Origin of the sequence: Roseivirga seohaensis, from assembly GCF_001592945.1 — a bacterium.
In the GTDB taxonomy this organism is placed as follows: Bacteria; Bacteroidota; Bacteroidia; order Cytophagales; family Cyclobacteriaceae; genus Roseivirga; species Roseivirga seohaensis.
This window is the reverse complement of the sequence record NZ_LRPB01000023.1, coordinates 372,363-397,101: the sequence shown is the minus strand read 5'-3', so window position 1 is coordinate 397,101 and position 24,739 is coordinate 372,363. Positions and strand designations below refer to the sequence as shown.

The 24,739-nt window shown below is 36.7% G+C and carries 19 protein-coding genes; 16 read left to right on the top strand and 3 right to left on the bottom strand.

Going from position 1 to position 24,739, the window contains the following annotated elements; genetic code table 11:
* Positions 1-46: 46 nt before the first annotated feature.
* Together AWW67_RS08125 and AWW67_RS08120 are read right to left on the bottom strand one after the other, a co-directional pair.
* Positions 47-769 carry a LytR/AlgR family response regulator transcription factor gene (locus AWW67_RS08125; RefSeq protein WP_053221699.1) on the bottom strand — a complete coding sequence of 241 codons (723 nt, stop codon included), beginning with the start codon at positions 767-769 and terminating at the stop codon, positions 47-49.
* 19 nt (positions 770-788) lie between these two features.
* Positions 789-1,928 carry a sensor histidine kinase gene (locus tag AWW67_RS08120; protein ID WP_053221698.1) on the bottom strand — a complete coding sequence of 380 codons (1,140 nt, stop codon included), beginning with the start codon at positions 1,926-1,928 and terminating at the stop codon, positions 789-791.
* A 325-nt stretch (positions 1,929-2,253) separates the two neighbouring features.
* On the opposite strand from AWW67_RS08120, the gene AWW67_RS08115 reads away from it, so the two are divergent.
* Positions 2,254-3,714, top strand: coding sequence for an SUMF1/EgtB/PvdO family nonheme iron enzyme (locus AWW67_RS08115; RefSeq protein ID WP_062301001.1), 1,461 nt, complete (start codon positions 2,254-2,256; stop codon positions 3,712-3,714).
* Positions 3,715-3,778: 64 nt separating this feature from the next.
* On the opposite strand, the gene AWW67_RS08110 is transcribed toward AWW67_RS08115, so the two are convergent.
* Positions 3,779-4,384 (bottom strand): ComF family protein, encoded by a 606-nt coding sequence (locus AWW67_RS08110; protein WP_176700014.1) that lies wholly within the window; start codon positions 4,382-4,384, stop codon positions 3,779-3,781.
* A gap of 131 nt (positions 4,385-4,515) precedes the next feature.
* Here AWW67_RS08110 and AWW67_RS08105 point away from each other — a divergent pair, with 131 nt between their 5' ends.
* The 15 genes from AWW67_RS08105 to AWW67_RS08035 all read left to right on the top strand — a co-directional run bounded on the left by AWW67_RS08105 (position 4,516) and on the right by AWW67_RS08035 (position 24,710).
* Entirely contained in the window at positions 4,516-4,854 is a 339-nt protein-coding gene (locus AWW67_RS08105) for a carboxymuconolactone decarboxylase family protein (protein WP_053221695.1), read from the top strand.
* Entirely contained in the window at positions 4,854-5,216 is a 363-nt protein-coding gene (locus AWW67_RS08100; protein WP_053221694.1) for a hypothetical protein, read from the top strand. Before AWW67_RS08105 ends, AWW67_RS08100 begins: the two co-directional genes overlap by 1 nt.
* Positions 5,213-5,974: an exodeoxyribonuclease III gene (locus tag AWW67_RS08095; protein WP_062301000.1), complete on the top strand. Its 762-nt coding sequence runs from the start codon at positions 5,213-5,215 to the stop codon at positions 5,972-5,974. The genes AWW67_RS08100 and AWW67_RS08095 overlap by 4 nt, the downstream gene beginning before the upstream one ends.
* 90 nt (positions 5,975-6,064) lie before the next feature.
* On the top strand, positions 6,065-9,451 hold the full coding sequence (locus tag AWW67_RS08090) for a DUF4175 family protein (RefSeq protein WP_062300999.1): 3,387 nt from the start codon (positions 6,065-6,067) through the stop codon (positions 9,449-9,451).
* A gap of 8 nt (positions 9,452-9,459) precedes the next feature.
* Complete coding sequence (locus tag AWW67_RS08085; RefSeq protein ID WP_053221691.1) at positions 9,460-9,861, top strand: ATP-binding protein; 402 nt, start codon at positions 9,460-9,462, stop codon at positions 9,859-9,861.
* Positions 9,861-10,289 carry an rRNA maturation RNase YbeY gene (gene ybeY, locus AWW67_RS08080; protein ID WP_062300998.1) on the top strand — a complete coding sequence of 143 codons (429 nt, stop codon included), beginning with the start codon at positions 9,861-9,863 and terminating at the stop codon, positions 10,287-10,289. The genes AWW67_RS08085 and ybeY overlap by 1 nt, the downstream gene beginning before the upstream one ends.
* An 87-nt stretch (positions 10,290-10,376) precedes the next feature.
* The gene (mnmG, locus tag AWW67_RS08075; RefSeq protein WP_062301536.1) at positions 10,377-12,242 is read left to right on the top strand and encodes a tRNA uridine-5-carboxymethylaminomethyl(34) synthesis enzyme MnmG; all 1,866 of its coding nucleotides are present in this window, start codon (positions 10,377-10,379) and stop codon (positions 12,240-12,242) included.
* A 3-nt stretch (positions 12,243-12,245) separates the two neighbouring features.
* Positions 12,246-13,127: a class I SAM-dependent methyltransferase gene (locus tag AWW67_RS08070; protein WP_062300997.1), complete on the top strand. Its 882-nt coding sequence runs from the start codon at positions 12,246-12,248 to the stop codon at positions 13,125-13,127.
* Positions 13,124-14,755 carry an Ig-like domain-containing protein gene (locus AWW67_RS08065; RefSeq protein WP_062300996.1) on the top strand — a complete coding sequence of 544 codons (1,632 nt, stop codon included), beginning with the start codon at positions 13,124-13,126 and terminating at the stop codon, positions 14,753-14,755. Before AWW67_RS08070 ends, AWW67_RS08065 begins: the two co-directional genes overlap by 4 nt.
* Before the next feature lie 372 nt (positions 14,756-15,127).
* On the top strand, positions 15,128-16,951 hold the full coding sequence (locus tag AWW67_RS08060; protein WP_176700013.1) for a tetratricopeptide repeat protein: 1,824 nt from the start codon (positions 15,128-15,130) through the stop codon (positions 16,949-16,951).
* Between the two features lie 50 nt (positions 16,952-17,001).
* Positions 17,002-18,765: an AMP-dependent synthetase/ligase gene (locus AWW67_RS08055; RefSeq protein ID WP_062300994.1), complete on the top strand. Its 1,764-nt coding sequence runs from the start codon at positions 17,002-17,004 to the stop codon at positions 18,763-18,765.
* A gap of 12 nt (positions 18,766-18,777) precedes the next feature.
* Positions 18,778-18,984 (top strand): hypothetical protein, encoded by a 207-nt coding sequence (locus AWW67_RS08050; protein ID WP_062300993.1) that lies wholly within the window; start codon positions 18,778-18,780, stop codon positions 18,982-18,984.
* A gap of 134 nt (positions 18,985-19,118) precedes the next feature.
* The gene (locus tag AWW67_RS08045) at positions 19,119-21,791 is read left to right on the top strand and encodes an SLBB domain-containing protein (protein WP_141655406.1); all 2,673 of its coding nucleotides are present in this window, start codon (positions 19,119-19,121) and stop codon (positions 21,789-21,791) included.
* Between the two features lie 94 nt (positions 21,792-21,885).
* Positions 21,886-22,320, top strand: a complete 435-nt coding sequence (locus AWW67_RS08040) for a MarR family winged helix-turn-helix transcriptional regulator (RefSeq protein ID WP_053221683.1) — start codon at positions 21,886-21,888, stop codon at positions 22,318-22,320.
* A 5-nt stretch (positions 22,321-22,325) separates the two neighbouring features.
* A complete protein-coding gene (locus tag AWW67_RS08035) occupies positions 22,326-24,710 on the top strand; it encodes a 3-hydroxyacyl-CoA dehydrogenase/enoyl-CoA hydratase family protein (RefSeq protein WP_062300991.1) in 2,385 nt (794 codons plus the stop codon).
* Positions 24,711-24,739: the final 29 nt, after the last annotated feature.

Genomic DNA, 24,739 nt, shown 5'->3' with positions numbered 1-24,739 from the left:
TCCAAAGTTTATATTTGGAGCGTTTGAATATGATTAGTAGCAAAAACTAGAAACTCATAATATCTTTGAACTTAAGGGTTTGCCTACGCGAAACATCGATTTCTTCGCCCCCTTTCATATATATTCTTAAGCTACCACTAAACCAAGGTTCAATTCTTTCGATCCATTTTAAATTGATGATTTGTTGACGATTGGCCCTAAAGAAGGTTTTCTCGTCTAGCCTTGATTCTAAATAGTTTAGCGTTCGGGTAATCATTGGTTTCGATTTGTCGAAATACACGGTGGTATAATTCCCACTTACCTCAAAAAGACGAATATCAGCCAACTGAACAAACCAGCATTTTTCGCCATCTTTTACAAAAACCTGATCGTGGATGGTGAGCTTATCGCTTCCACTTTCTTTATCTCTTTCTTTTTTCTCTACTTTTTCAATCACCTTAGAAATGGCTCCCGCCAACCTATCCTTCTGAACGGGCTTTACCAAATAATCGAGTGCATTGTATTCAAAAGCTTTGAGCGCATATTCATCATAAGCCGTAGAAAAAATTACCTCTGGCACAATTTCCAGCTCCTCAAGTAAATCAAAACCTGTTTTGCCTGGCATTTGAATATCCAAGAAAATTAAGTCGGGCTTTAGTTCGGTGATTTTTTCAATTGCTTCATCAACACTTGCCGCTTCTCCAACAACCTGAACATTGTCAAACTCTTTGAGTAGCCTTTTTAATTCGTTTCTGGCAAGTCTTGAATCGTCTATTACTAAAGTTTTCATATCGCTTAATTTTGAGGTTTTAATTTAAAGGGATTTTGACCGTTGCACAGACCATGTGCTCATTCATATTTTCAATATTTAAAGAAGCTTTATCTCCATAAAGCAAGCGTAGTCTTTCTCTCGCGTTTCCAATTCCAATTCCTTTTCGCTTAGTACCATTTGGCCCTTTCAATTGGCCTGTGTTTTTCACAAAAATACTTAGGAAGTTATTTGTCATTTTTGACTCCACTATGATTTCTCCTCCTTCAGGTAAATTATTGATACAATGTTTAATAGCGTTTTCAACCAAGGTTTGAATAATCATTGGCGGAACAACAACATCTTTACTTTCACTATCAATCAAAAACTGATACCTCAGTCGGTCTTCCAGCTGAATAGACTCAAGGTTTAAATAATGAGCCACAACTTCCATTTCTTTCTCAAGGCTCACTTTTTCATAATGATCGAATTGAATGGAAAATCTTAAAAGATCAGAAAGGTGCGTAATTGAATCTCTGGCTTTTTCGGCATCTTCTACCACCAATGATCGAATATTATTGAGACTATTGAATATAAAGTGCGGATTGATCTGAGATTTCAAGGCACTCAATTCGGCATCTTTCACCGTAGCCTGAAGCTTCCATTTTTCAATTTCAACCTCTCTGTTTTTTTGAAGAAACTGGTAAGCAAAATAGATAGACGACCAACTAATAAAATATACTGAATAGCTGCCAATAAAGCTCACCGCCATTATAATTAGGGTGCTAGGGGTAAATATTCCACGATTTACCTCTCTTAATTTTTCGAGCGTGGCTTCATCTACGCCTTCCATTTTAGAAAGTCCTGTAAAATGATCCATTAAATTGGGATCTACCTTGATCAATAACACAACAGAACCAATAGCAACCAAAAAGGTAAGAATGGCCAAAAGCGCCCCCTGAATAATGCTACTAAAAAATACGCGAGGAATAAGCTTTACAATTTTTAAGTCTTTCCACTTTCTCTTTTTTGCGTAAAGCCTGTACAAATGGCTAATAAGAACAGCACAAAGAACACTGACTATGGTAGAAATGATAGAGGCCCAAAAAGGCAGAATAAAAGCAATGGCCAAAAAGCTGGTTATATGGAGCCCGCCCCAACCTCCAATTTGGAGCATCCAATACAGCTGATTCTTTTTCATAACCTAAAGCAAATATATTTATTCAACACCTCTCCGATCATTTTACTAAAAGGTTTAATATTCGGATTAACCATAAAATAAGCCTGATCAGAAATAGAAAGACTCAACCTTCTACCTGTTCGGATTAAATAATGGTTAATTATACACTGTCTTTTCAGTCATTGTATTATTTTCAATCTCGCATTTTGATGCTGAATTGTAAAATATGTAATTAGAACCAACGTTTAGGCATAACAATGAGTGAATTACACCTTTGTTAAACATAAGGGATAAGTGTATATTAGCCCCCTTAATTCACCTAAAAGGTCTGAATAAAAACACTAACATGAAAAATACAGCTGGGTTTTTGAAGGTTTCAGTATTTATATTACTGTCAACCTCATTATTATCTTCTTGCTTCCTTTTTAATAAAAACAAAGGAGGAGTGAGTTCTACAACTGGTATGGCTTATGGTAACTCAAAAGACACCCTCAGTTTTACCCCATTCGATACAAAAAACTTACCTAACCCTCCAGGAATGGTTTATATTCAAGGGGGTAGAACCGTTTTAGGTTCTTTTGAAGAAGATTTGTTAGGAACCAGAGACAACATAGAAAGAACCGTAACTGTGAATTCTTTCTATATGGACGAAACCGAGGTGACCAACAAGGACTGGAAAGAATATGTTTTTTACCAATTCAACCCTATACCACTAAGCTTAGGCAAGGATATTGAAATAGTGGATGATCCTGCTAACCCATTTCTTCCGCCAACTACTTCGCATAACGGACAAACCATGAAAGACCTCATTCCAAACGACAGTGTTTGGTCTAGTGATTTTTCTTTTAACGATGTATATAGCGAAAACTACTACAGCAACCCAGGCTACAATAATCACCCAGTTGTTGGAGTTACTTGGAGACAGGCTGTAGACTACTGTAAATGGAGAACTGATTTTGTTAATTACATTACTATCAGTCAATTACCATTCGAAGATCTTCCAGATGCTTATAAATTAGAATTTTACGACCCAGATGGTACACTTCAAATTCTTGGAAGTGCTGGAGGAAATAGCTCAACGGGCGGTGGTCAAATTACACCACAAGAATTAGATGATCTTCAGCAAGATCAAATCGCTTTTATCAACGCCAACAAAAAATTATTTATCGAAAGAGGTATTTACCTACCTGAATTTAGGTTACCAAATGAAGCCGAATGGGAATATGCTGCTAAAGCGACTATTGGAACTCAATACCTAGATGAAAACGAAGAGTATGGTAGAATTTACCCTTGGGATGGAAGGGGAGTAAGAAATCCATACGGTAAAAAACGAGGTGAGCTTTTGGCCAACTTTAAAAGGGGCCGAGGCGATTATGCTGGTATTGCCGGAAATATTAATAATGACGGAGATGTAATTCCACGCCCAGTGGGAGGATATGAGCCAAACGACTTCGGTTTATTCAACATGGCAGGTAACGTAAGCGAGTGGGTAAACGATACCTACCGACCACTTTCATTCCAAGCAGTTGACGATCTAAACCCCGTTAGAAAAGATGGTACGGCTGACGGAGAACAACTTTACGGTTGGGATGGAAATAGAACCGACTTCAGATCATTAATTAACGACAGAGCGAAAGTATATAAAGGCGGTTCTTGGAAAGATGTAGCTTACTGGATGTCGCCAGGAACAAGAAGATTTTTAGATCAAGATAAAGCCACAAATACCATTGGTTTTAGATGTGCCATGATTTCTATTGGTTTCGAACCGAAATCCAGTGGTGGTGGAATCTTTGGAGGTAAAGAATAAATAGAAGAAAAATCATTAAAAGGCCGTTTCTGCATAAGAAGCGGCCTTTTTTGTTTTATGCCCATTAACGAGTAGCAGCAATTACAGCAAAACTGAGTTCTTTAATGCCTGCTTCAATTAATACATTTCCGCAAGCCAACAAAGTAGCACCCGTGGTAATTACATCGTCCACCAAAAGAACCCGTTTACCCTGAATTTCCGAGGCATTTACTATCTCAAAAATTGATTTCACATTCTCTAGCCTCTCAACCCTACTCTTTCTCGTTTGCGTTTCACTGGCAGCCACCCTGCTAAGCCCAAGACAAACTTCTGCTTTTAATACTTCTGAAAGCCCTTTGGCAAAAGCTTCACTTTGGTTATAACCTCTCTTTCGTTGCTTAGACGAATGTAAGGGAACTGGAATAATCATATCGAACTCGTTGGTAAAGCCGCCCAGCAATAAATCGTGACCATACCATCGCCCTATCATAAGGCCAATATCTTCTTTATGATTATACTTTAGTTCATGTAAAATATGCTGAACAATTCCCTTTTTCTGAAAATGGAGGTAAGCGAGTATATGACTGAACTGGATAGAGCCTGCCAACTTTTGATCAATATGCGGAACCTCTTCCTTATAATTATTTGTTTTCGGCAAATCGTATTGACAAGCAGGACAAATATGATTCATGCCGTTGGGTAACGACCCTTTACATCCAATACATATGTTTGGAAAAAAGAGAGCGACAAAGTCGTTCAAGATTAAATTTATCTTGCTAGGCATTCAGAAAACGAAACTATATTTGACGAAATATTAAGGTAATGACTATTGTAGAAGAATTCAATGATTATCGCGCCAAGATGAACGAAAAAATCTTGGAAGAGAACAACACAGTGTTGAAAAGATTATTTAATCTAGACACTAATGCCTTTGCTCCTGGTGCATTGGATGGAAAAGTAAAAGAGCTAATCGGGCTTTCTAGCTCTATGGTATTAAGGTGTGACGACTGCATCAAATACCATTTAGGAAAATGCCACGAATTGGGAGTGACCACTAAAGAAGTTTTCGAAGTCTTTTCAATTGCAAACTTGATTGGCGGAACCATTGTAATTCCTCACCTTAGAAGGGCAGTTGAATTTTGGGATGAGCTCAATAAATAATGTATAAAAAGGATTTAGAACTTCAGAGGAATTGGGCAAGGTTGCTTACCCATTTAGAGCAGCTTTTGGGCAAAAGGCCCAAAGATCTTAATGGGGTTCTATTTCTTATTGGGGTTCAAGAGCTTGGCAACGGCAAACAAAATTTTACTAAGGAAGAAAAGCAAGATTTGATGCACATTGCTATTTGCAAAGTATTAAGTCTTTCAGGATTTTATGAACTAGAGGGAATTGATGCTGATGGTTGGCCTCACTGGAAAAAAACAGATGTTTCATTACCTCATTTCGATTTAATGGATCAAGAAAAGCTTCTCAAAATGCATGTAATTGAATATTTTGAGACTGAATTAAAAATTGAATTATGAAGATTATCAGCTATAACGTAAACGGAATTAGGGCCGCCATGAAAAAAGACTTTGTGGGCTGGCTAAAAACCGAAAACCCTGATATTCTTTGTTTACAAGAGCTAAAGGCATTGCCCGATCAAGTAGATACTTCTGAATTTAAGGCTTTAGGCTACCATTTATATTGGGAGCCTGCACAAAAAAAAGGATACAGTGGAGTAGCGATTTTCAGTAAAATTGAGCCGCTTCACGTGGAACATGGTTGCGGAAACCCTTTGTATGATGCTGAAGGAAGGGTAATCAGAGCCGATTATGAAGATTTCTCGGTTATGAGCGTTTATATGCCAAGCGGAACAAGCGGAGACATTCGCCAAGACTTTAAATATGAATGGCTCGACTTCTTTTTTGAGTACGCCAATGAATTAAGAAAAACCATTCCTAACTTAATTATAAGCGGAGATTACAATATTGCTCACAAAGAGATTGATATTCACAACCCCGTTTCTAACAAAAACTCATCTGGCTTCTTGCCTGAAGAAAGAGAATGGCTGACAAAATATACAGAAGCGGGTTTTATTGATTCCTTCAGAGTTTTTAATCAAAACCCGCACGAATACTCTTGGTGGAGCTACAGAGCAAACTCAAGAGCAAATAACAAGGGCTGGAGAATCGATTATCACATGACCACAGCAGAAATGCAAGACCGATTAGTGAGCGCATCTATCTTAAACGATGCTATTCATTCAGACCACTGCCCGATACTCCTAGAAATTCGATAATTTAAATCGTATATTTCTCCTTTAGTCAATTGTTATACAATCAAATACGTTTCAATCACGTATGAGTATTTACAAGTTTAAATTCAGGAGATGAGTTCTAACCAACTACTAAAACAGCAACTTCAGGCATATAAGAAAAAGTTCTACACTAACCGGTTGATCAAAGGCTCTATTCTGTTCTTAGCCTTTTTTCTTAGCCTTTTTATTATAGCCAATGCTTTTGAGTTTTCGGCACGTCTAAGTGGCGGGGGTAGGGCTATCCTTTTCTTTTCTTTCGTTTTTGGAAGCTTATTAGCTTTCTTCTGGTTTGTTGGTAAAAATTTATACCACTTAAGAAACGCACAAAAACACTTATCGAACGAAGAGGCCTCTAAGCAAATTGGAGCTCATTTTCCAGAAATTTCAGACAAGCTGTTAAACATAATTCAGTTAGAAAAGCTCAATAGGGCACAAAACGAGTTGCTTTTGGCCAGTATAGAGCAGAAAAGTAAGGAAGTCGGTAAAATTTCATTCGTGAATGCCATAGACTACAAAGGCAACCGAAAATACCTCCGATATGTGATAGGACCAGGTGCCATAATCGTTATTCTACTGCTTTTCATTCCCCAGTTTCTTACAGAAAGTTCTACAAGAATAATAAACTATAATACTGAGTTTCTTCCTGAAGCTCCTTTTTCCTTTTCTATTAAAAACACCGATTTTAAGGCCTTTAAGGGCGAAAACTTTACATTGGAAGTAAATACTGAAGGGCGCTCTATTCCTCAAAATCTTTATGTATGGACAAATAACCGTAAGGTAAAAGCCAATAAAACAGGGCCAGAAAGCTTTCAGTACACATTCACCAGAATTCAAGCAGATACTAAGTTTTCGTTAGAAGCGGAAAGTATTACTTCGTCAGAATATAAAATTGAAGTTGTTTCTAGACCATCACTCTCATTATTCAACCTTGAACTTGAGTTTCCGAAGTATTTAAAACGAGAAAAAGAGCAGTTAGAAAACTCTGGAAACGTTTCTGTTCCCGAAGGCACCATTGTTAAATGGAAATTCGATACCGATAATACAGATGAAGTAAAACTCAATTTTCCAGAGCTTGACATATATGAAAAGGCAAAAAAGAGCTCAAACGGTACTTTCAGCTACGAACAAAAAATCAGTAAGTCTAGTCGTTATTCCATCCAACTCAAGAATGAATACAGCCTCAACCGCGACTCACTTGTTTTCGCAGTTGAAGCAGTAAAAGATCGTTATCCCGAAATCACCTTAGATCAATATCAAGATACCGTCTTATTCAAATCTTTAGTTTTAGGTGGAAATATTACTGATGACCATGGCTTTTCTCGCCTTTCTATTTTCTACCAATATCAGGACGACCAAAACTTTGAAGAACTTCCTTTAGAACTGAATAAAGCTTTGAATAGCCAGAGTTATTATAAGGTTTTCAATTTAGATTCAGCTAAAATTACTGCTGGCGCAGAAATCAAATATTATGTACAAGTTTCTGATAATGACGGAGTTAATGGGTCAAAATCTGTAAAAACAAGCACCTATTCATTCAAAATACCTTCAAAAGAAGAAATTGAAGAAGAAATTGATCGCACCGCAGAAAAGGTTCAGAAAGACATAGATAAAACCTTAAAAGAGGCCAAAGAGCTTAATGAAAAACTAAGTGAGGTAGATGAACGCCTGAAAACTAAAAAAGAATTGGATTGGCAAGATGAAAAGCTGATGCAAGATATTCTTAAGCAGAAAGATCAACTAGCAGAGAAGTTGGAGGAGTTAAAGAAAGAAAATCAGCTTAACAACATGAAGAAAGAGCAATTCTCTCCTCAAAACGATAAGATTCAAGAAAAAATGAATCAACTACAAGAGTTGATGAATGATATTCTTGATGATGAAACCAAAAAGCTCTATGATGAATTGAGAGAACTGCTTGAAGAACAAGGTGATATATCTGAGTTCAGAGATAAAATAGAAGAGATGAAAAACAAGGGTGGCGACCTTGAAAAGGAGATAGAAAGAACTTTAGAATTATTCAAAAAACTTCAATTCGACATGAAATTGGAGCAGAACATAAAGGAATTAGAGCAAGCCATTAAAGACCAAGAACAGCTGATTGAAGAAACTCAAAACGAAAAATCAAGTTCAGATTCTCTCAGCCAAAAACAAGCTCAAGAAAAGAAAGACCTCGAAAAACTTCAAGAGCAAATGGAGAAGCTAAATGAGTTAAATGAAGAAAGAAAAACCCCAGATGACCTACCTAGCGACTTAAAAGAACAATTTGAAGAAATAAAGGAAGAGCAAGAAAAAGCGCAAGAAGAACTTCAACAGGAATCTGAGCAAGAAAATAGCCAAGAGAAATCTAAAGAAGAACAGGAAAAAGGACAAGAAGAGCAAAACGAGAAGAGCGAAGAAGAACAACAAAAGGGTAAACCTTCGCAACAAAGACAAAACGCAACCAAAGCTCAGCAAAAAGCAGCTGAGAAAATGAAGGAAATGAAAAAGAACCTTGAATCATTGCAAGGTGGTATGGAAATGGAACAGCAGCAAGAAAACCTTGAGTTCTTAAAAGAGCTTGTAGATAACCTTGTTACGCTTTCTTTCAATCAAGAAGACCTGATGAATTCTTTCCGTGAAATACGCGAGAGTGACCCTAGATTTGTAGATCTTACTCAGAAGCAACTCAAGCTTAAAGACGACTCTAAAATTGTTCAGGATAGCTTAATTTCCCTTTCTCAGCGGGTATTCCAAATCTCGTCATTTGTAATGAGAGAAGTAAGCGAAATGAACCGACAAATGGATGGCGCTTTGGACGAATTGAAAGAAAAAAGAATCAATCAAGCTACTGGAAAACAGCAGTTTACAATGACTTCTATTAATAATTTGGCCCTATTATTAGATGATATCGTTCAGCAAATGCAAAACCAAATGGCCAGCTCGTCTAACAAAGGCAATAAAAAGAATAAGCCAATGCCTGGTGGATTAAGTGAACTCCAGAAACAGCTTAGTGAACAAATAAGTGAATTAAAGAAAAGTGGAAAATCCGGAAGGCAACTTTCTGAAGAATTAGCAAAACTAGCAGCAGAGCAGCAACGTTTGAGAAATGCACTTGAAAATTTTGAAACCGGAGTTGATGGAGATAATTTAGGCGAGAAAATTGATAAGCTCATTAACCAGATGGAAAAGAATGAGGAAGACCTTATCAATAAAAATCTGACGGAAGAAACTGTAGAAAGACAACAAGAAATACTTACCCGTTTGTTAGAAGCTGAAAACGCAATGAACGAAAGGGGTGAAGATGAAGAAAGAAAAGGAGAAACGGCAACTGACTATGACATATCAGTACCAGAATCTTTAAACGAATACCTTAAGGCAAAGGAAAAAGAAATTGAATTATTAAAAACTATTCCTGCTGTTCTTAATCCATATTACAAGCAAGAAACCAATAAGTATTTCAAAAAAATAAAGCAGAAGAATTAATTCTCTACATGAACACTATTAGCATTGAAATTCCTTCTCTAGTTGAGAACATTCGTATTGTCGAAAGTTTTATAGACAACGCCAAAGAAAAGTATCAGTTAGATGATGACCTTTACGGAAACATCATGATTGCCGTTATCGAATCGGTAAACAATGCCATTATTCATGGTAACCAATTAGAGAAAAGTAAGTTCGTGCATCTTTCTATGATTTTGGAAGAAACCTCGGTTACATTTATGATAAAAGATGAAGGTAAAGGGTTTGTTATCAACAACTTACCCGATCCAACGGCACCTGAAAACTTAGCTAAACCAGGTGGAAGAGGTATCTTCTTAATGAAGCATTTAGCTGACGAAGTTGCTTTCAATGATAACGGACAAGAAGTTAAACTTACGTTCTACCTTAATTAATGGACAATATTAACTTCTTTTCTGAAGACATTGACTTCACTTTAAAATCAGAAGATCAAATAATTGCTTGGCTACAGCGCATTGCAGAGGCCGAAAATAGTTCGATAGAAGAGATTAGCTATGTTTTCTGCTCAGATGATTATCTATTGAAAATCAATCAAGAGTATTTAGATCACGATTATTATACAGACATTATCACTTTTGATAATCGCGATAACCCAGAAGACCCAATAGAATCTGACATTTTCATCTCGATTGACAGGGTAACAGAAAATGCCTCTGATCAAAATGTATCCTTCGAACTTGAACTCAAAAGAGTTCTCGCACATGGCTTACTTCACCTCATCGGTTATAACGACAAGACAGAAGAAGAGCAACAGCTCATGAGAGAAAAAGAAGAAGCTTATCTATCTTTACAAATCAATTAAAAAATCAACTGTTCCACGTGAAACACTGTAACGCAATCAACTAGCATTGTAGAACTGTTCCACGTGAAACATCAAGAAGAAAATTATATGTTCAATCAATACGATGTCATAGTTGTTGGTGCTGGCCACGCTGGTTGCGAAGCTGCAAATGCTGCTGCAACTATGGGTTCAAAGGTTCTTTTAGTAACCATGAACATGAATACCATAGCTCAAATGTCATGTAATCCCGCAATGGGCGGGGTAGCAAAAGGACAAATTGTAAGAGAAATAGATGCACTTGGAGGTATGTCGGGAATTATTACCGATAAATCTATGATCCAATTCAGGATGCTCAACAAGTCCAAAGGTCCGGCAATGTGGAGCCCACGTACTCAAAGTGACCGAATGAGGTTTGCGGAAGAATGGCGATTGGCACTAGAGCGTAATCCTAATATCGATTTTTGGCAAGAGATGGTCACTGGCATTATTGTAGAAAACAATACTGCAGTAGGTATTACCACCGGAATGGGTATTGAGATTAGATCAAAATCTGTTGTGCTTACGAATGGCACTTTTCTTAATGGCCTCATTCATATTGGTGAAAAACAATTTGGTGGTGGTAGAACAGGAGAAGGAGCATCTAAAGGAATCACTGAACAACTCGTTCAGCTTGGATTTGAATCAGGCAGAATGAAGACTGGAACACCTCCAAGAGTAGATGGTCGATCTTTAGACTATTCCAAAATGGAAGAACAAAAGGGTGACGATGTGCCTGGAAAATTCTCTTTTTCTCCTTCAACTACACCGTTGCTTCAACAAAAAAGTTGCTATATCACCTATACCAATCCAGAAGTACACGCAATCTTGGAAACTGGTTTCGACAGATCGCCAATGTTCAATGGTAGAATTCAAGGTTTAGGACCGCGCTATTGCCCATCTATAGAAGATAAAATCAATCGTTTTGCCGAAAGAACGAGACATCAAATCTTTGTTGAACCAGAAGGCTGGGACACTGTTGAAATCTATGTCAATGGGTTTTCAACATCATTACCAGAAGACGTACAGTTTAAGGCAATACGTAAAATAGCTGGTTTTGAAAATGCCAAAATGTTCAGACCAGGTTATGCTATTGAGTATGACTACTTTCCCCCAACACAGTTAAGTACGACTCTCGAAACCAACCTTATTCAAAACCTGTACTTTGCTGGCCAAATTAACGGAACCACCGGTTACGAAGAAGCAGCTTGCCAAGGGTTAATGGCTGGAATTAATGCGCATAATAAAACACACGATAAAGAACCTTTTGTTTTAGGAAGGTCTGAAGCCTATATCGGAGTATTAATTGATGACCTGATTAATAAAGGTACTGATGAACCTTACAGAATGTTTACTTCTAGAGCCGAATACAGAATACTCTTACGACAAGATAATGCAGATATTCGCCTTACGGCCAAAGGTCATAAACTTGGATTGGCCTCAGACGAAAGACTTACAAATGTTGAAGAGAAAAAGAAGTCTGTTTCGAAACTGCTAAATGATATTCGACAAAAGAAGATCGACCCAGACAAAGCTAATCCAGCCCTCGCTGCGCTTGGTACAGCAACTATAGAACACCGAACCAATTATGCCAAGCTGTTAAAGCGGCCACAAATCAATATTTATGATCTACCAGCATTCGATGAAGAGCTTGCAAACTACTTGGCAAAGTATGATCATGAAATTCTAGAACAGGTTGACATTCTTATCAAATACGAAGACTATATAGATAAAGAAGAAAAGTTGGCAGAGAAAATCAACAGTTTAGAAAACCATACTATTCAAAATGATTTCGATTTCGATTCCATTAGTGCTTTATCTGCTGAAGCTCGAGAGAAATTCAAGAAAATAAAGCCATCTACAATTGGGCAAGCTTCAAGAATAAGTGGAGTTTCGCCAGCAGATATTTCAGTACTTATGGTATATATGGGTAAATAAAACATGGAAAGATTAGAGGAATGTCCACTCTGCGGAAATGCCCAGTTTGAAAACTATTTGAAAATCAATGATCATTTCTTGAGCCATGAAGAGTTTCAACTTCAGAAGTGCACTTCATGCCATTTAGTCTTTACCAATCCAAGACCTACACAAACAGAAATAGCCCCTTATTATAAATCCGTAGATTATATTTCGCATTCCAATAAAACCAAAAGTCTTTCTAGCCTTCTATACAAACTAGTAAGATCATATACGCTTGGAAAAAAATATAGACTTATTAAATCGCAGCTCCACCAGACCTCACAAATTCATCATTTAGATTACGGTTCAGGAACTGGTCATTTTATAGATTATACTTCAAATAAGGGCTGGATATCTAAAGGCTATGAACCAGATCAAAATGCCTTATCTCATAATAATAAATCAATTCAGAAGTTGATTCTACATAATTTAGAATCAATTAAAGATAATTCTTACGATGTAATCACCTTATTTCATGTTTTAGAACATGTACATAACCTTAACTCCGTGTTAGGGTTATTGATCAATCAACTCAAACCAAATGGAATATTATTATTAGCACTTCCTAATCATAAATCATATGATGCGAAGCACTACAAACAGCATTGGGCTGGTTATGATGTACCCAGACATCTTTATCATTTCGATAGAACAAGTGTAAATCAATTAGCTAAACAACATGGCCTAAAAATTGATAAAATTGAACCAATGGTGTTTGATGCTTTTTACGTAAGTATGCTTTCAGAAAAATATTTGGGCAATTCTATGACTCTAGTTCGCGGAATATTAAATGGATTTAAATCCAATAGCAAAGCGAACAGCAATGGCGAATACAGCAGTTTAATCTATATCCTCAGAAAATGACAAGAATACAGATGCTTTCCACTGCCATACTATTATCAATACTAGGTTGTGCCCGTATATCATCACCAACTGGCGGACCTGAAGATAAAGATCCACCCATTCTAATTACTTCCAACCCAAGTGATGGTCAAACTCAATACAATCAAAAAACAGTAACACTAGTTTTCAACGAAGCAGTTACTACAAAATCTATTGAGAACAACCTGATCATTACACCTTCAATAGGTGGTAACTTTAAGACAAAAATCAAACGTAATACTGTACAATTGTTATTCGATAGCGCGTGGAGAGCAAACACTACCTATTCCTTTAACTTCGGAAATACAATAGTAGACCTAAATGAAGGCAATATTCCTGAAAACCTTTATCTCAGTTTTTCAACTGGTGAAACAATTGACTCATTATCCATTTCAGGAAAAATAACCAATTTATATACATCTGAACCAGTAAAACAAGCACTCGTTTCATTGTATCCGGCTTCCGACACGTTGAATATCACTTCTGGAGCCGCTCTATATTTAACAAAAACCGACACGGCAGGAAACTATAAATTCCAAAACCTTCCTTCCGGAAATTTCTTAGTGTATGCAGCAGTAGATAAAAACAATAATTCTAAAGCCGATACTGAAAAAGAGCTTTATGGTTTTCTGATGGACACGGTATATCTAACAGAGAATATCGCTCAACAATCATTCTCATTACAAAGACTCAATGTTCTTCCTTTGGCTATCAAAACGAATCGCCATTTCGGAAAATACTACGATATCACTTTCAACAAACCCATTACATCTTATGAATTAGAAAGCGATATACCTCTAAGCCATCATTTATATAGTCCCGACAAAATTAGAATTTACAATACGATGGAAACTTATGGTGATTCCACCAACTTGGTCATAAACGCAAATGATTCTATTGACAGCAGATTGAAACAAATTGTTAAACTCTATTTCAACGAATCCAACTTGGAAGGAGATAAGCTAACGCACGACATATATCCATCAAGCCCTTATATTTCAAATATCTTCAATCTTAAAGTAGCATTTAACAAACCCATAGTAGCTTATAATTCTGAGAAAGTAATTCTTCAAAAAGATAGTCTCAATCAATTTTCCATACCTGATTCATTGATGACATGGAACAGATCAAAAACAGAAATTTCCTGGACCTTAAATGCAAGCAACTATATAGAACCTGGTGAGCAATTACAAGCCATTTTCGAAAAAGGAGCATTTGTAAGTGTTGAAGCAGATACATCATCACTCATTCAAAAAGCATTTCAAGTAGCCAAATCAGAAGACTCAGGGCTAATACAGGGCACCATAACAACAGATGCTCCTCACTTCATCATACAATTAATAAATAATCAAGGAAACGTAATTCGTGAGCTGTATAACATTAAGAATTACACCTTCAACAACCTTGATGCAGGTAATTATAAAGTGAGAATGATTATCGATACCAACAATAATAAAAGACATGATGTTGGAAATATACTTACAAGAACACCTTCAGAATCCATAATATTCTACACAGATCCCATTTCGAAAAGCAAAACCATTAGCGTTAAAAAGAACTGGGAAATAGGCGATATAAACATTTCTCACACTGTGAATAACAAGGATTAACTGTGAATAAGAACGAGGATAGACCAACTACAATCCACACTACTCCACATTCATCAGTGCCCACTTAAAGCCAAGTGGATAAATTCGTAACCTTTCAAGTAATTTTAAGAACCCCATCCACATTTTAAAAGTCAGTAATTATTATCCACAAAATTGATCGCTATTCACATAAAAAAATAACTAACTAATAATCAGTAATTTGTAAGTTAATAAGATGTGCATAAATGAAATACTCTATACAACTTACCAACAGATTTGAAGAACAAATGTGGGGAATCAAGTTGTACACATATCCACAGTCTTAATAGAGAATAATTATCTTTAATCAATTAACTATATTTAATTACTACCGTGTTGAAAATGTTAACAACTATGAGGAAGACAGCTCTTTTTCTATTTATGATACTTATCACTAGTGCTGCATTTTCGCAAGTTGATGCCATTGCACTTGCAAATGAATATTACGAGCAAGGAGAGTTTGAGAAGGCATTAACTGAGTATAAAAAATTAGCCAAGAACAACTCAAACATTCCTAGAATACACGACAACTATTTAAAATTACTTTTAAGCGAAGAAGAATTTAAAGAAGCCGAAAAGTACCTAAAGGGTGTAATTAAAGATAATCCAGAAAACTTCTTCTATAAGGTAGATTTGGGAATGCTCTACAAAAGTCAAAAAGAAGAGGGAAAGTCAGAGCAAGTATTTGATGACATAATTGCTGAGCAAGCGAAGGATGCCGGAGAAAATCAGAAAACAAATGGTATAAGATTCTTAGCTCAGGTATTCTTTGAAAAAAACTTAAGAGAAAAGGCCCTAGAAACTTATCAGCAAGGAAGAAAAGCAATGAACCGGCCTGAAATGTTTTCATTAGAATTGGCAAATGCTTACCAGTTAATGAATCAAAAGCAGGAGATGGTTTTAGAATATCTCATTTTTTCAAAATCGCAGCCACAAAACTTGAGCTATGTTAAAAACTCATTTCAACGAGTACTTACAGAACCTGAAGATTTAGATACACTTGAAACAACGCTGTACGATTTCATTCAGAAAGACGCAGGTAATCCTATTTACAACGATCTATTAGTTTGGACCCACCTACAGCAGAAAAATTTCGCGGCTGCCTTACGGCAGGCTAGGGCCTTAGATAGAAGGCTTCAGAATAATGCAGAAAATATTATTAACGTGGGTTTGATTGCATTCAGAAATCAAGAATACAAAACAGCACAAAAGGCATTTGATTATGTACTTACGGAGTTTCCCGATAGTCCGAGTAAAAATTTAGCACAACGTTATGTTTTGTTGGCCGATGAAGAAGTGGTCAAGCAAACCTATCCTGTGGATACTACTGCAATTAGAAGCTTAATTGTGAAATATGATGCCTATAAAGAAAACTTAAGAGACGTTTTTAATATCATTGATGCCAATAGAAGGGTTGCGCATTTGCATGCTTTTTATTTAAATGAAATACCAAAAGCCATCGAAATCCTAACAGAGAATGTGAACCAACCAGTAGGTAAACATCGGGTAATTGCAGAATCAAAAATGGATTTGGCAGATATCTATCTACTTAATGAAGAACCTTGGGAATCAATTTTACTCTATGCTCAAGTAGAAAGAATGTTTAAAGACGAGCCCCTTGGTTATGAGGCAAAACTGAAAAGCGCGAAACTTTCTTACTTCAAAGGAGAGTTTGAGCTTGCCCAAAGTCATTTAGATATTCTAAAACTTGCTACATCACGAGAAATTGCAAATGATGCCTTAAACCTCAGTATTCTAATTAAAAATAATACCGTTTTTGATTCTACAGATGTGGTGATGCAAGAATACGCCAATATTGAATTACAACTCTTTCAGAATCAAAAAAATGAAGCTATTGTGGCTCTAAACCAAATGATTGAAAAATATCCTAAGCACTCAATTATTGACGAGGTATATTTTTTAATGGCAAAAACAGAAAGAGAGCTTGGCCATTTTGATAAAGCTTTAGCCGCTTTAGGAGTTATAAATCAGACACATTATTTTGAAATTTTAGGAGATGACGCTCTGTTTCTAACAGGAGTTATTTTAGAGGATGACTTAAAAGACAAAGAAAAAGCAATGGATGTTTACCTTCAATTGCTGGAAAAATATAAAGGAAGCATTTTCGTTTCCGAAGCCCGTAAAAGATTGAGAGAACTGCGAGGAGACTTTGGTTAATTTTTACTGCTCACAGATTTTATTATCTTGATAAACATTAGCCAATAATTATGAACACTGCTACACGCCTTTTTGAACTGCTCCCTAAGCAGTTAGAACAGTATAATCTTGATGTTTGCCTAGCTGATAAAAAAAATGGCAAATGGCGAAAATTTTCTACTCAGGAAGTAATAGATAAATCAACCCAACTTTCGTTTGGGCTGATGAATAAAGGTATACGACCAGGAGAAAAAGTAGCCATTATAAGCGAAAATAGAACAGAGTGGAATTTTGCAGATGTAGCCATCCAGCAAATTGGTGCCATCAGTGTACCTATGTATCCTACTATTTCTGATGACGATTACGCTTTTATTTTTGAACACTCCGAAACCAAATTGGTCTTCGTTTCTACAGAGGAAATTTATCTTAAAGCGAAAAACGGTGCACTAAAAGCAAATCTTGATTTACCGATTTATATTTTTGATGAGTCCAAACTTACAGAGCATTGGTCTTCACTTTTAGCCGATGGTTCTGCCGAACAAAAAAAGGAAATGGCTGACATACAAGGCCAAATTACCGAACTCGATCTTGTTACTATCATTTATACTTCTGGCACCACTGGTCGCCCTAAAGGCGTAATGCTTAATCATAAAAACATTATTTCTAACGCCACTGCCGTTTCAGAAAGAGCAGAATACAAAAAAGGCCATGATAAAGTACTAAGTTTTTTGCCTCTATGCCATATTTTTGAACGAACCGCAATTTACTTCTATTTTCAGCTTGGCTTATCTGTTCATTATGCCGAAAGCTTAGAAACGATTAGTGATAATCTGCAAGAAATTAAGCCGCATGGATTCAATACAGTTCCTAGGCTCATCGAAAAAATTTACGATAAAATTATCGCCAAGGGTTTCGCACTTTCTGGAATCAAGAAGCAGTTATTCTTTTGGGCTGTAAACTTGGGTCTTAAATATAATCCAGATCAGCAAATGGGATTTGCATATGATTTTAAACTGAAGATAGCACGAAAACTTATTTTCAGTAAATGGCAAGCAGCTTTAGGAGGAAATGTTCGACACATAATAGTTGGAGCATCGGCAATTCAACCCCGATTGAAAAGGGTGTTTTGGGCGGCAGACATTAAAATTTTAGAAGGTTACGGACTGACCGAAACATCTCCAGGTATAAGTATTGGTATGCCAGATCCAATTCAGGCTAAACTGGATTACGTTGGCCCACTACTTACAGGTGTGCAAGTTAAAATAGCCGATGACGGAGAAATTTTAGTAAAAGGACCTAACGTAATGATGGGCTATTACAAAGATTCAGAAAAAACTAATGAGGTAATTGTGGATGGCTGGTTTCATACGGGCGATATAGGCGAATTAACAAATGATAGTTTTTTAAAAATCACCGACCGAAAAAAGGAAATGTTTAAAACCTCAGGAGGTAAATACATAGCCCCTCAGGTAATGGAAAATAAACTGAAAGAGTCCGTTCTTATAGAACAGGTAATGGTGATAGGTGAAAACAGAAAATTTCCAGCGGCCTTAATTGTTCCAAATTTAGAAGCAGTTGGAGCTTGGGCAGAGCGTCATGGTTTGAATAAAACCGATCCCGAATTATTGAAAAATACTGAGGTCATAAATAAGTTTAAAGCAGAAGTAGATGCTACCAATCAGAGTTTTGGTCATTGGGAACAAGTAAAGAAATTTGAGATTATAAACGAACAATGGGGCATAGCTTCAGGAGAGCTTACACCAACGTTAAAACTTAAAAGGCGGATTATAAAAGAAAAATATGCCGATCTTATAGAGAAGATTTACGCAGTCTAATACCTTCGCCCAATGGCTAAATCATTTAACAACTTACGCGTAGGAAAAAAATTCACACTTCTTAATTTTTCCGAGTCTTTTGAATTTGAAGTAATAGAAATATTCGAAAATGGAGATTGTTGTTTAAAGGATATAAATACATTAGAATACTATAATCTTTTTAGCCTAATTCAATATGGAAAAGGAGATGATTTCGATATTGAAGAATTGAATAAATGATTAAATATCTGTTATCAAATGCCCGTGCTAATAAAATTACTTTAGTTACAGATCTTTTTTTGCTAATTTGATGCATAATATTGTATCTCACATTTGTGAGATGCTTACCTCAGATACCAAACAGATACCGAACCTTGAAAAGAACGAGAACTAAATCTTCGTTTACCTGCATTATATTGCTCCTGCTGACCATTTGCTTCAATGGATATGCGCAGTCTGAACAGCAAGTAAAACAAGAACTTGAAAAACGAGGTATCAATACACAAGAAGAAATACTTTCCGAACTGAGAAAGCGAGGAATGTCAGAAGATGACGCACGTAGGCAAGCCCGCCTCTATGGTTTGGATTATGATGAGTACATAAGAAAGTATATCTCAAAAAATGAAGAACCAACTTCTTTAGAGTCAATACAGAAAATAGGAAAGGATACCTTAAATTATAATAGCGAGAAAAAGGATACTATTATAACTACCCCAAAACGATCAAAAACTGAAATCTCAAAAGATAGCTTAGTTTATTTCGGTTACAATATTTTCAACAATAACCCCTTCGCAAACGAACAGGCACTAGTAGGCAATATTGACCCAGGTTATTTGATAGGGCCTGGAGACGAATTAAGAGTTTACCTCTGGGGAGAAGCGGAATTTCAGTTCGAAGGAAAAGTAGATATTAATGGAAATCTATTTATTCCAAACGTAGGACAAGTATTTGTAGCTGGCACCTCATATGAAGGGCTGAATGTAAGAATGAAAGAATTTCTTTCTAAGTTTTATTCAGGCTTAAAGAAAGATCCCCCAAAAATATTTTTAGATGTTTCATTAACCAAGTTAAGACCCATACGAATTGTGGTAATGGGAGAATCAAAAAATCCGGGCTCACACCTTATCAATTCCTTTGCAACCACCTTAAATTCACTTTATGTTTCAGGAGGAATCCAAACCTCAGGCTCACTTCGTGATATAAAGGTATTCAGAAACAACCGCTTTATTTCCAATGTCGATTTATACGATTATTTAGTAAAAGGAGCGCTTCGTGAAGACTTAAGATTAATGAATAATGATGTTATTTTCATCCCTACAAGAATGAATGCCATCAGGCTTAAAGGGGAAGTAAATAAGCCTGCGATTTATGAATTAAAAGATAATGAAGGGCTACTCGATTTAATTGGTTTTGCTGGAGGCCTTAAGCCAACTGCTTTTACAAAAACAGTAACAGTAAAGAGAATTCGTGCAACCAATAATCGTTCGAATGGAAGTTCTTTTGATCGAGAAATTGTTTCTGTAAACTATGATAGTCTTTTAAGAAACGGAATAAATTTTAAGCTTCAGGACGGAGATGAAGTGACATTTGGTGAGGTGCTTGACAAATATGATAATTTGGTCACAATAGCTGGTTCAGTGTTCAGGCCAGGTGATTATCAACTAAATAATGACTTAAAAATCCGAGAACTCATTAATTCGGCTGGGGGTATAAGGCCAAATACGTATCTCGATAAAATAGATGTGTTTCGAAAAGACCGAAATGGAGAGCTTAAGTTTTTGTCTTTCTCCTTATCCGAAATTATGGCAGATGTTAACTCATCACAAAACATTGTTCTTCAGGCAGACGACTCACTAAAAGTATATAATAATGAAGAGCTTAAGTCTTTAGAAACAGTTTCAATAGAAGGGTTTTTATCGGAGCCTAAAACTATTTTATGGAGAAAAGACTTAAGTCTTTATGACCTCATCTTTATGTCGGCCAATGTAGAGGATTTAGAATATAGAAACCGTATTCTAACCAGTAGAGCTGATTTATTACGATATCAGCAAGGTAAACTTGAATATCAAGTTATTCCTTTTAATCTAGATGAAGTGTTGGATAAGAAGTTCAATGCTGTACTCAAGCCGAAGGATAGGGTGATTTTATATAGTAAAGACATTACAGAGACTTTGGATAAATATGTATTCGTCAAAGGAGCAGTTAAGAATGAAGGAAAATACTTGCTTACCGATAGCATGACTGTTGAAGACCTAATAATTCAGTCTGGTGGATTTCTTAAAAAATCATATCGTGAGAGAGTTACTGTGTCACGTGAAAACTTTGATTTTACTGGAAATAAAATTGCGTTCAACACTGATGTTGACTTAGACCTGAATTACCTTTTGGGAGCAAGTAAGAAGTCATCATCAAACTATATTCTTCAAGACAATGATCAAATTTCAGTAAGCTATATTCCTGGTTCATCAGATCAAAGAGCGGTGCAGCTCACCGGTGAGATCAAGTTTCCTGGAACATATTATTTAGAATCGAAAAGTGAAAAATTAACAGAGGTAACTGAAAGAGCGGGTGGCCTTTCGCCAAATGTTTATTTAGCTGGTGCAAGGCTATACAGAAATGGAGTTCAACTAGCTTTTGATTTTCAAAAAGCCTTGGGAGAACAAAACGAAAAATTTGATATCATTCTCCAAAACGCAGATAGTATTTACTTTCCTGAGTCTATTTATACTGTTAAGGTGGAAGGAGAAGTTGCGAACCCATCGCTTCAAAAGTATTTAGAAAACAAAACAGTTCGCTCTTATGTTAAGAACGCTGGAGGAAAAACCAAACAGGGAGATAAAGTATATCTTACCAACCCCAATGGCTTTACACGTAAGATTGGTTTCCTTTCTAACCCAAAAGTTTTGGACGGATCAGTTATTACAGTTTCAGCTAAACCACCTAAAGAACCCCGTGATAACGGTAAGTTTTTGGAAAACTTTGGGACAATTGCAGCAATTGTAAGCTCTACCTTAACCACTATTGTCCTGGTTCAGAGTATAAAATAGGCAAACGTATTCATAATTTAGTAACATACTTTTTTCTAATAAATAGTATGCATGCATAACAAATTTTCTTTAACTTCGTAACCCTTACAGGATTATGAAGAGAGAAGAAACTATAGACCACAACGTAAAAATGCTCTGGCATGCGATTTACCGTATGTATAACCAGCAAGCAGTTAAGCACGACATCACCACTTCAATTGGTTTTGTACTTCTTATTATAAATAGTAAAGAAGGTACACCCGCTACCAAAATTGCACCTCTTATGGGTCTTGAATCTCGTAGCCTTACTCGAATGTTGAAGAGTATGGAAGAGAAAGGTTTTATCTACAGAGAGAAAGACCCTAATGATGGTAGATCCGTTAGAATATTCTTGACAGACCTAGGAAAGCAAAAACGAGAAATTTCTCGATCAACCGTACTACAGTTTAATGAGGCTACATACAAGCTTATAGAGAAAGAAAAATTAGATACCTTTTTCGAGGTAATAGAACAGATAAATAATCTTATAGATAAAAAATCAATCTTTTAGAACACATGAACAGATCGATTAGAAAAGTCGCGGTATTAGGTTCTGGAGTGATGGGCTCAAGAATAGCTTGCCATTTCGCTAATATCGGAGTAGAAGTATTGTTATTGGATATGGTACCAAGGGATTTGCCCGAAGATCAGAAATCCAATAAGGCGGCCAGAAATAAACTGGTAAACGATGCATTAGCAACGGCATTAAAATCAAAGCCATCTCCCATTTACGATTTGAGTTTTTCAAATAGAATTTCTACCGGAAATTTTGAAGACGATATGTCAAAAATTTCTGAAGTGGATTGGATCATTGAAGTGGTTGTAGAAAGACTCGATATTAAGAAGATTATCTTCGACCAAGTTGAAAAGCATAGAAAACCAGGCACGCTCATTACATCGAATACATCTGGTATTCCTATGCATTTGATGTGCGAAGGCAGAAGCGAAGATTTCCAGAAACACTTCTGTGGCTCTCACTTCTTCAATCCCCCAAGGTATTTACGCTTGTTGGAAATCATTCCTGGACCGAAAACGGATCCTGCGATTATCGACTTCTTAATGCATTATGGAGACCTTTTCTTAGGAAAGGAAACTGTGCTTTGTAAAGACACCCCAGCCTTTATTGCCAATAGAATTGGTATTTATGCTATCATGTCGGCCATGCATACTATTGAAGAAATGGGGCTTACAGTGGGCGAAGTTGATAGATTGACTGGGCCAATTATTGGTCGTGCAAAATCTGCCACTTTCCGTACCATGGACGTTGTTGGGCTTGATACCACGGTTAACGTAGCCAACAACTTGTACAAAGGCTTAGAAAATGATGAGGCTAGAGAGAAATTTGTTCTCCCTGGTATTGTCGAAGAAGTTCATAAAAGAGGTTGGTTTGGCGATAAGTCTAAACAAGGCTATTTCAAGAAAACGAAAGACACCAACGGTAAGACAGAAATTCTTGAGCTTGATTTAAAAACTTACGAATACGGAGAAAGAACAAGGGCGAATTTTAAAGCGCTCGATGCTGTTAAGGACGAAGAAAACCTAAAAGCGAGAATTAAAACACTTGTCAACTTTGATGACAAAGCGGGTGAATTCTACAGAACAACCTTCTACGATACCTTCAAATATGTTTCGTTCAGAATTCCAGAAATTTCAGACGAACTCTACAGAATAGATCAAGCGGTTTGTGCTGGTTTTGGTTGGGAATTAGGACCATATGAAACTTGGGATTTACTAGGTGTTAAAGCTACTGTTGATAAAATGGAAGCCATGGACCTAAAGCCAGCGGCTTGGGTGTATGAAATGCTTGAAGCCGGAAACGATTCCTTCTACAAAATCGAAAAAGGAATTAAGCACTATTATGATATTCCTTCAAAATCATATAAAGTAATTCCGGGCTTAGATGAGTTAATCATCTTAGAAAATATCCGTGAAACTAATAAGGTTTGGGGCAATGCGGGTGCATCTGTTTTCGATATCGGAGATGGAGTACTTTGTTTAGAATTCCATACCAAAATGAATTCAATGGGTGCCGAAGTCATTGAAGGAATTCAAACAGCCATTTCTATGGCAGAGAAGGACTATAAAGGTTTGGTAATTGGAAATGAAGGGCCAAACTTCTCGGCAGGGGCAAACTTAGCCATGCTGTTTATGTATGCAGGAGATCAAGATTTTGACGAGATCAATTTGATGATCGCTCAATTCCAGAACACCATGAAACGTGCAAAATTCTCATCAATACCTGTAGTGGCAGCGCCAGCTGGTCTTGCTCTTGGTGGAGGTTGTGAGTTGTCATTGCACTGCGATGCCATTCAAGCCCATGCCGAAACCTACATTGGTTTGGTTGAAGTAGGCGTTGGCCTTATCCCTGGTGGTGGTGGAACTAAGGAGCTCGCCTTAAGGGCAGCAGATTCTTATGTAGCTGGAGATCCTGAACTGAACCGACTTCAAGAAGCCTTTATGAATATCGCAACTGCTAAGGTTGCTACTTCAGCTGAAGAAGCCAGAGGAATGAATATTCTTCGACCTACAGATGGCATTACAATGAACAGAAAACGATTGATTTCTGATGCTAAGAAAAAAGTGCTCGAACTTTATGAAGCAGGTTATACCCAGCCAGTGGAAAGAACAGACATTAAGGTACAAGGTGTAACTGGTTTAGCGCTTTTCGAAGCAGGAATTAACGGAATGCTTTTCGGTAATTATATTTCTGAGCATGATGCTAAAATTGCGAGAAAAGTAGGTTATGTAATGTGTGGAGGAGATTTAACTGCTCCGCAGGAAGTTTCAGAACAATATCTTCTTGATTTAGAGCGCGAAGCTTTCTTGGCACTTACTGCCGAGCCAAAAACCTTAGAGCGAATTCACAGCATTCTTTTCAAAGGAAAACCGCTTAGAAACTAAAACCGATCATTAAAAATTTAGTCTGACAT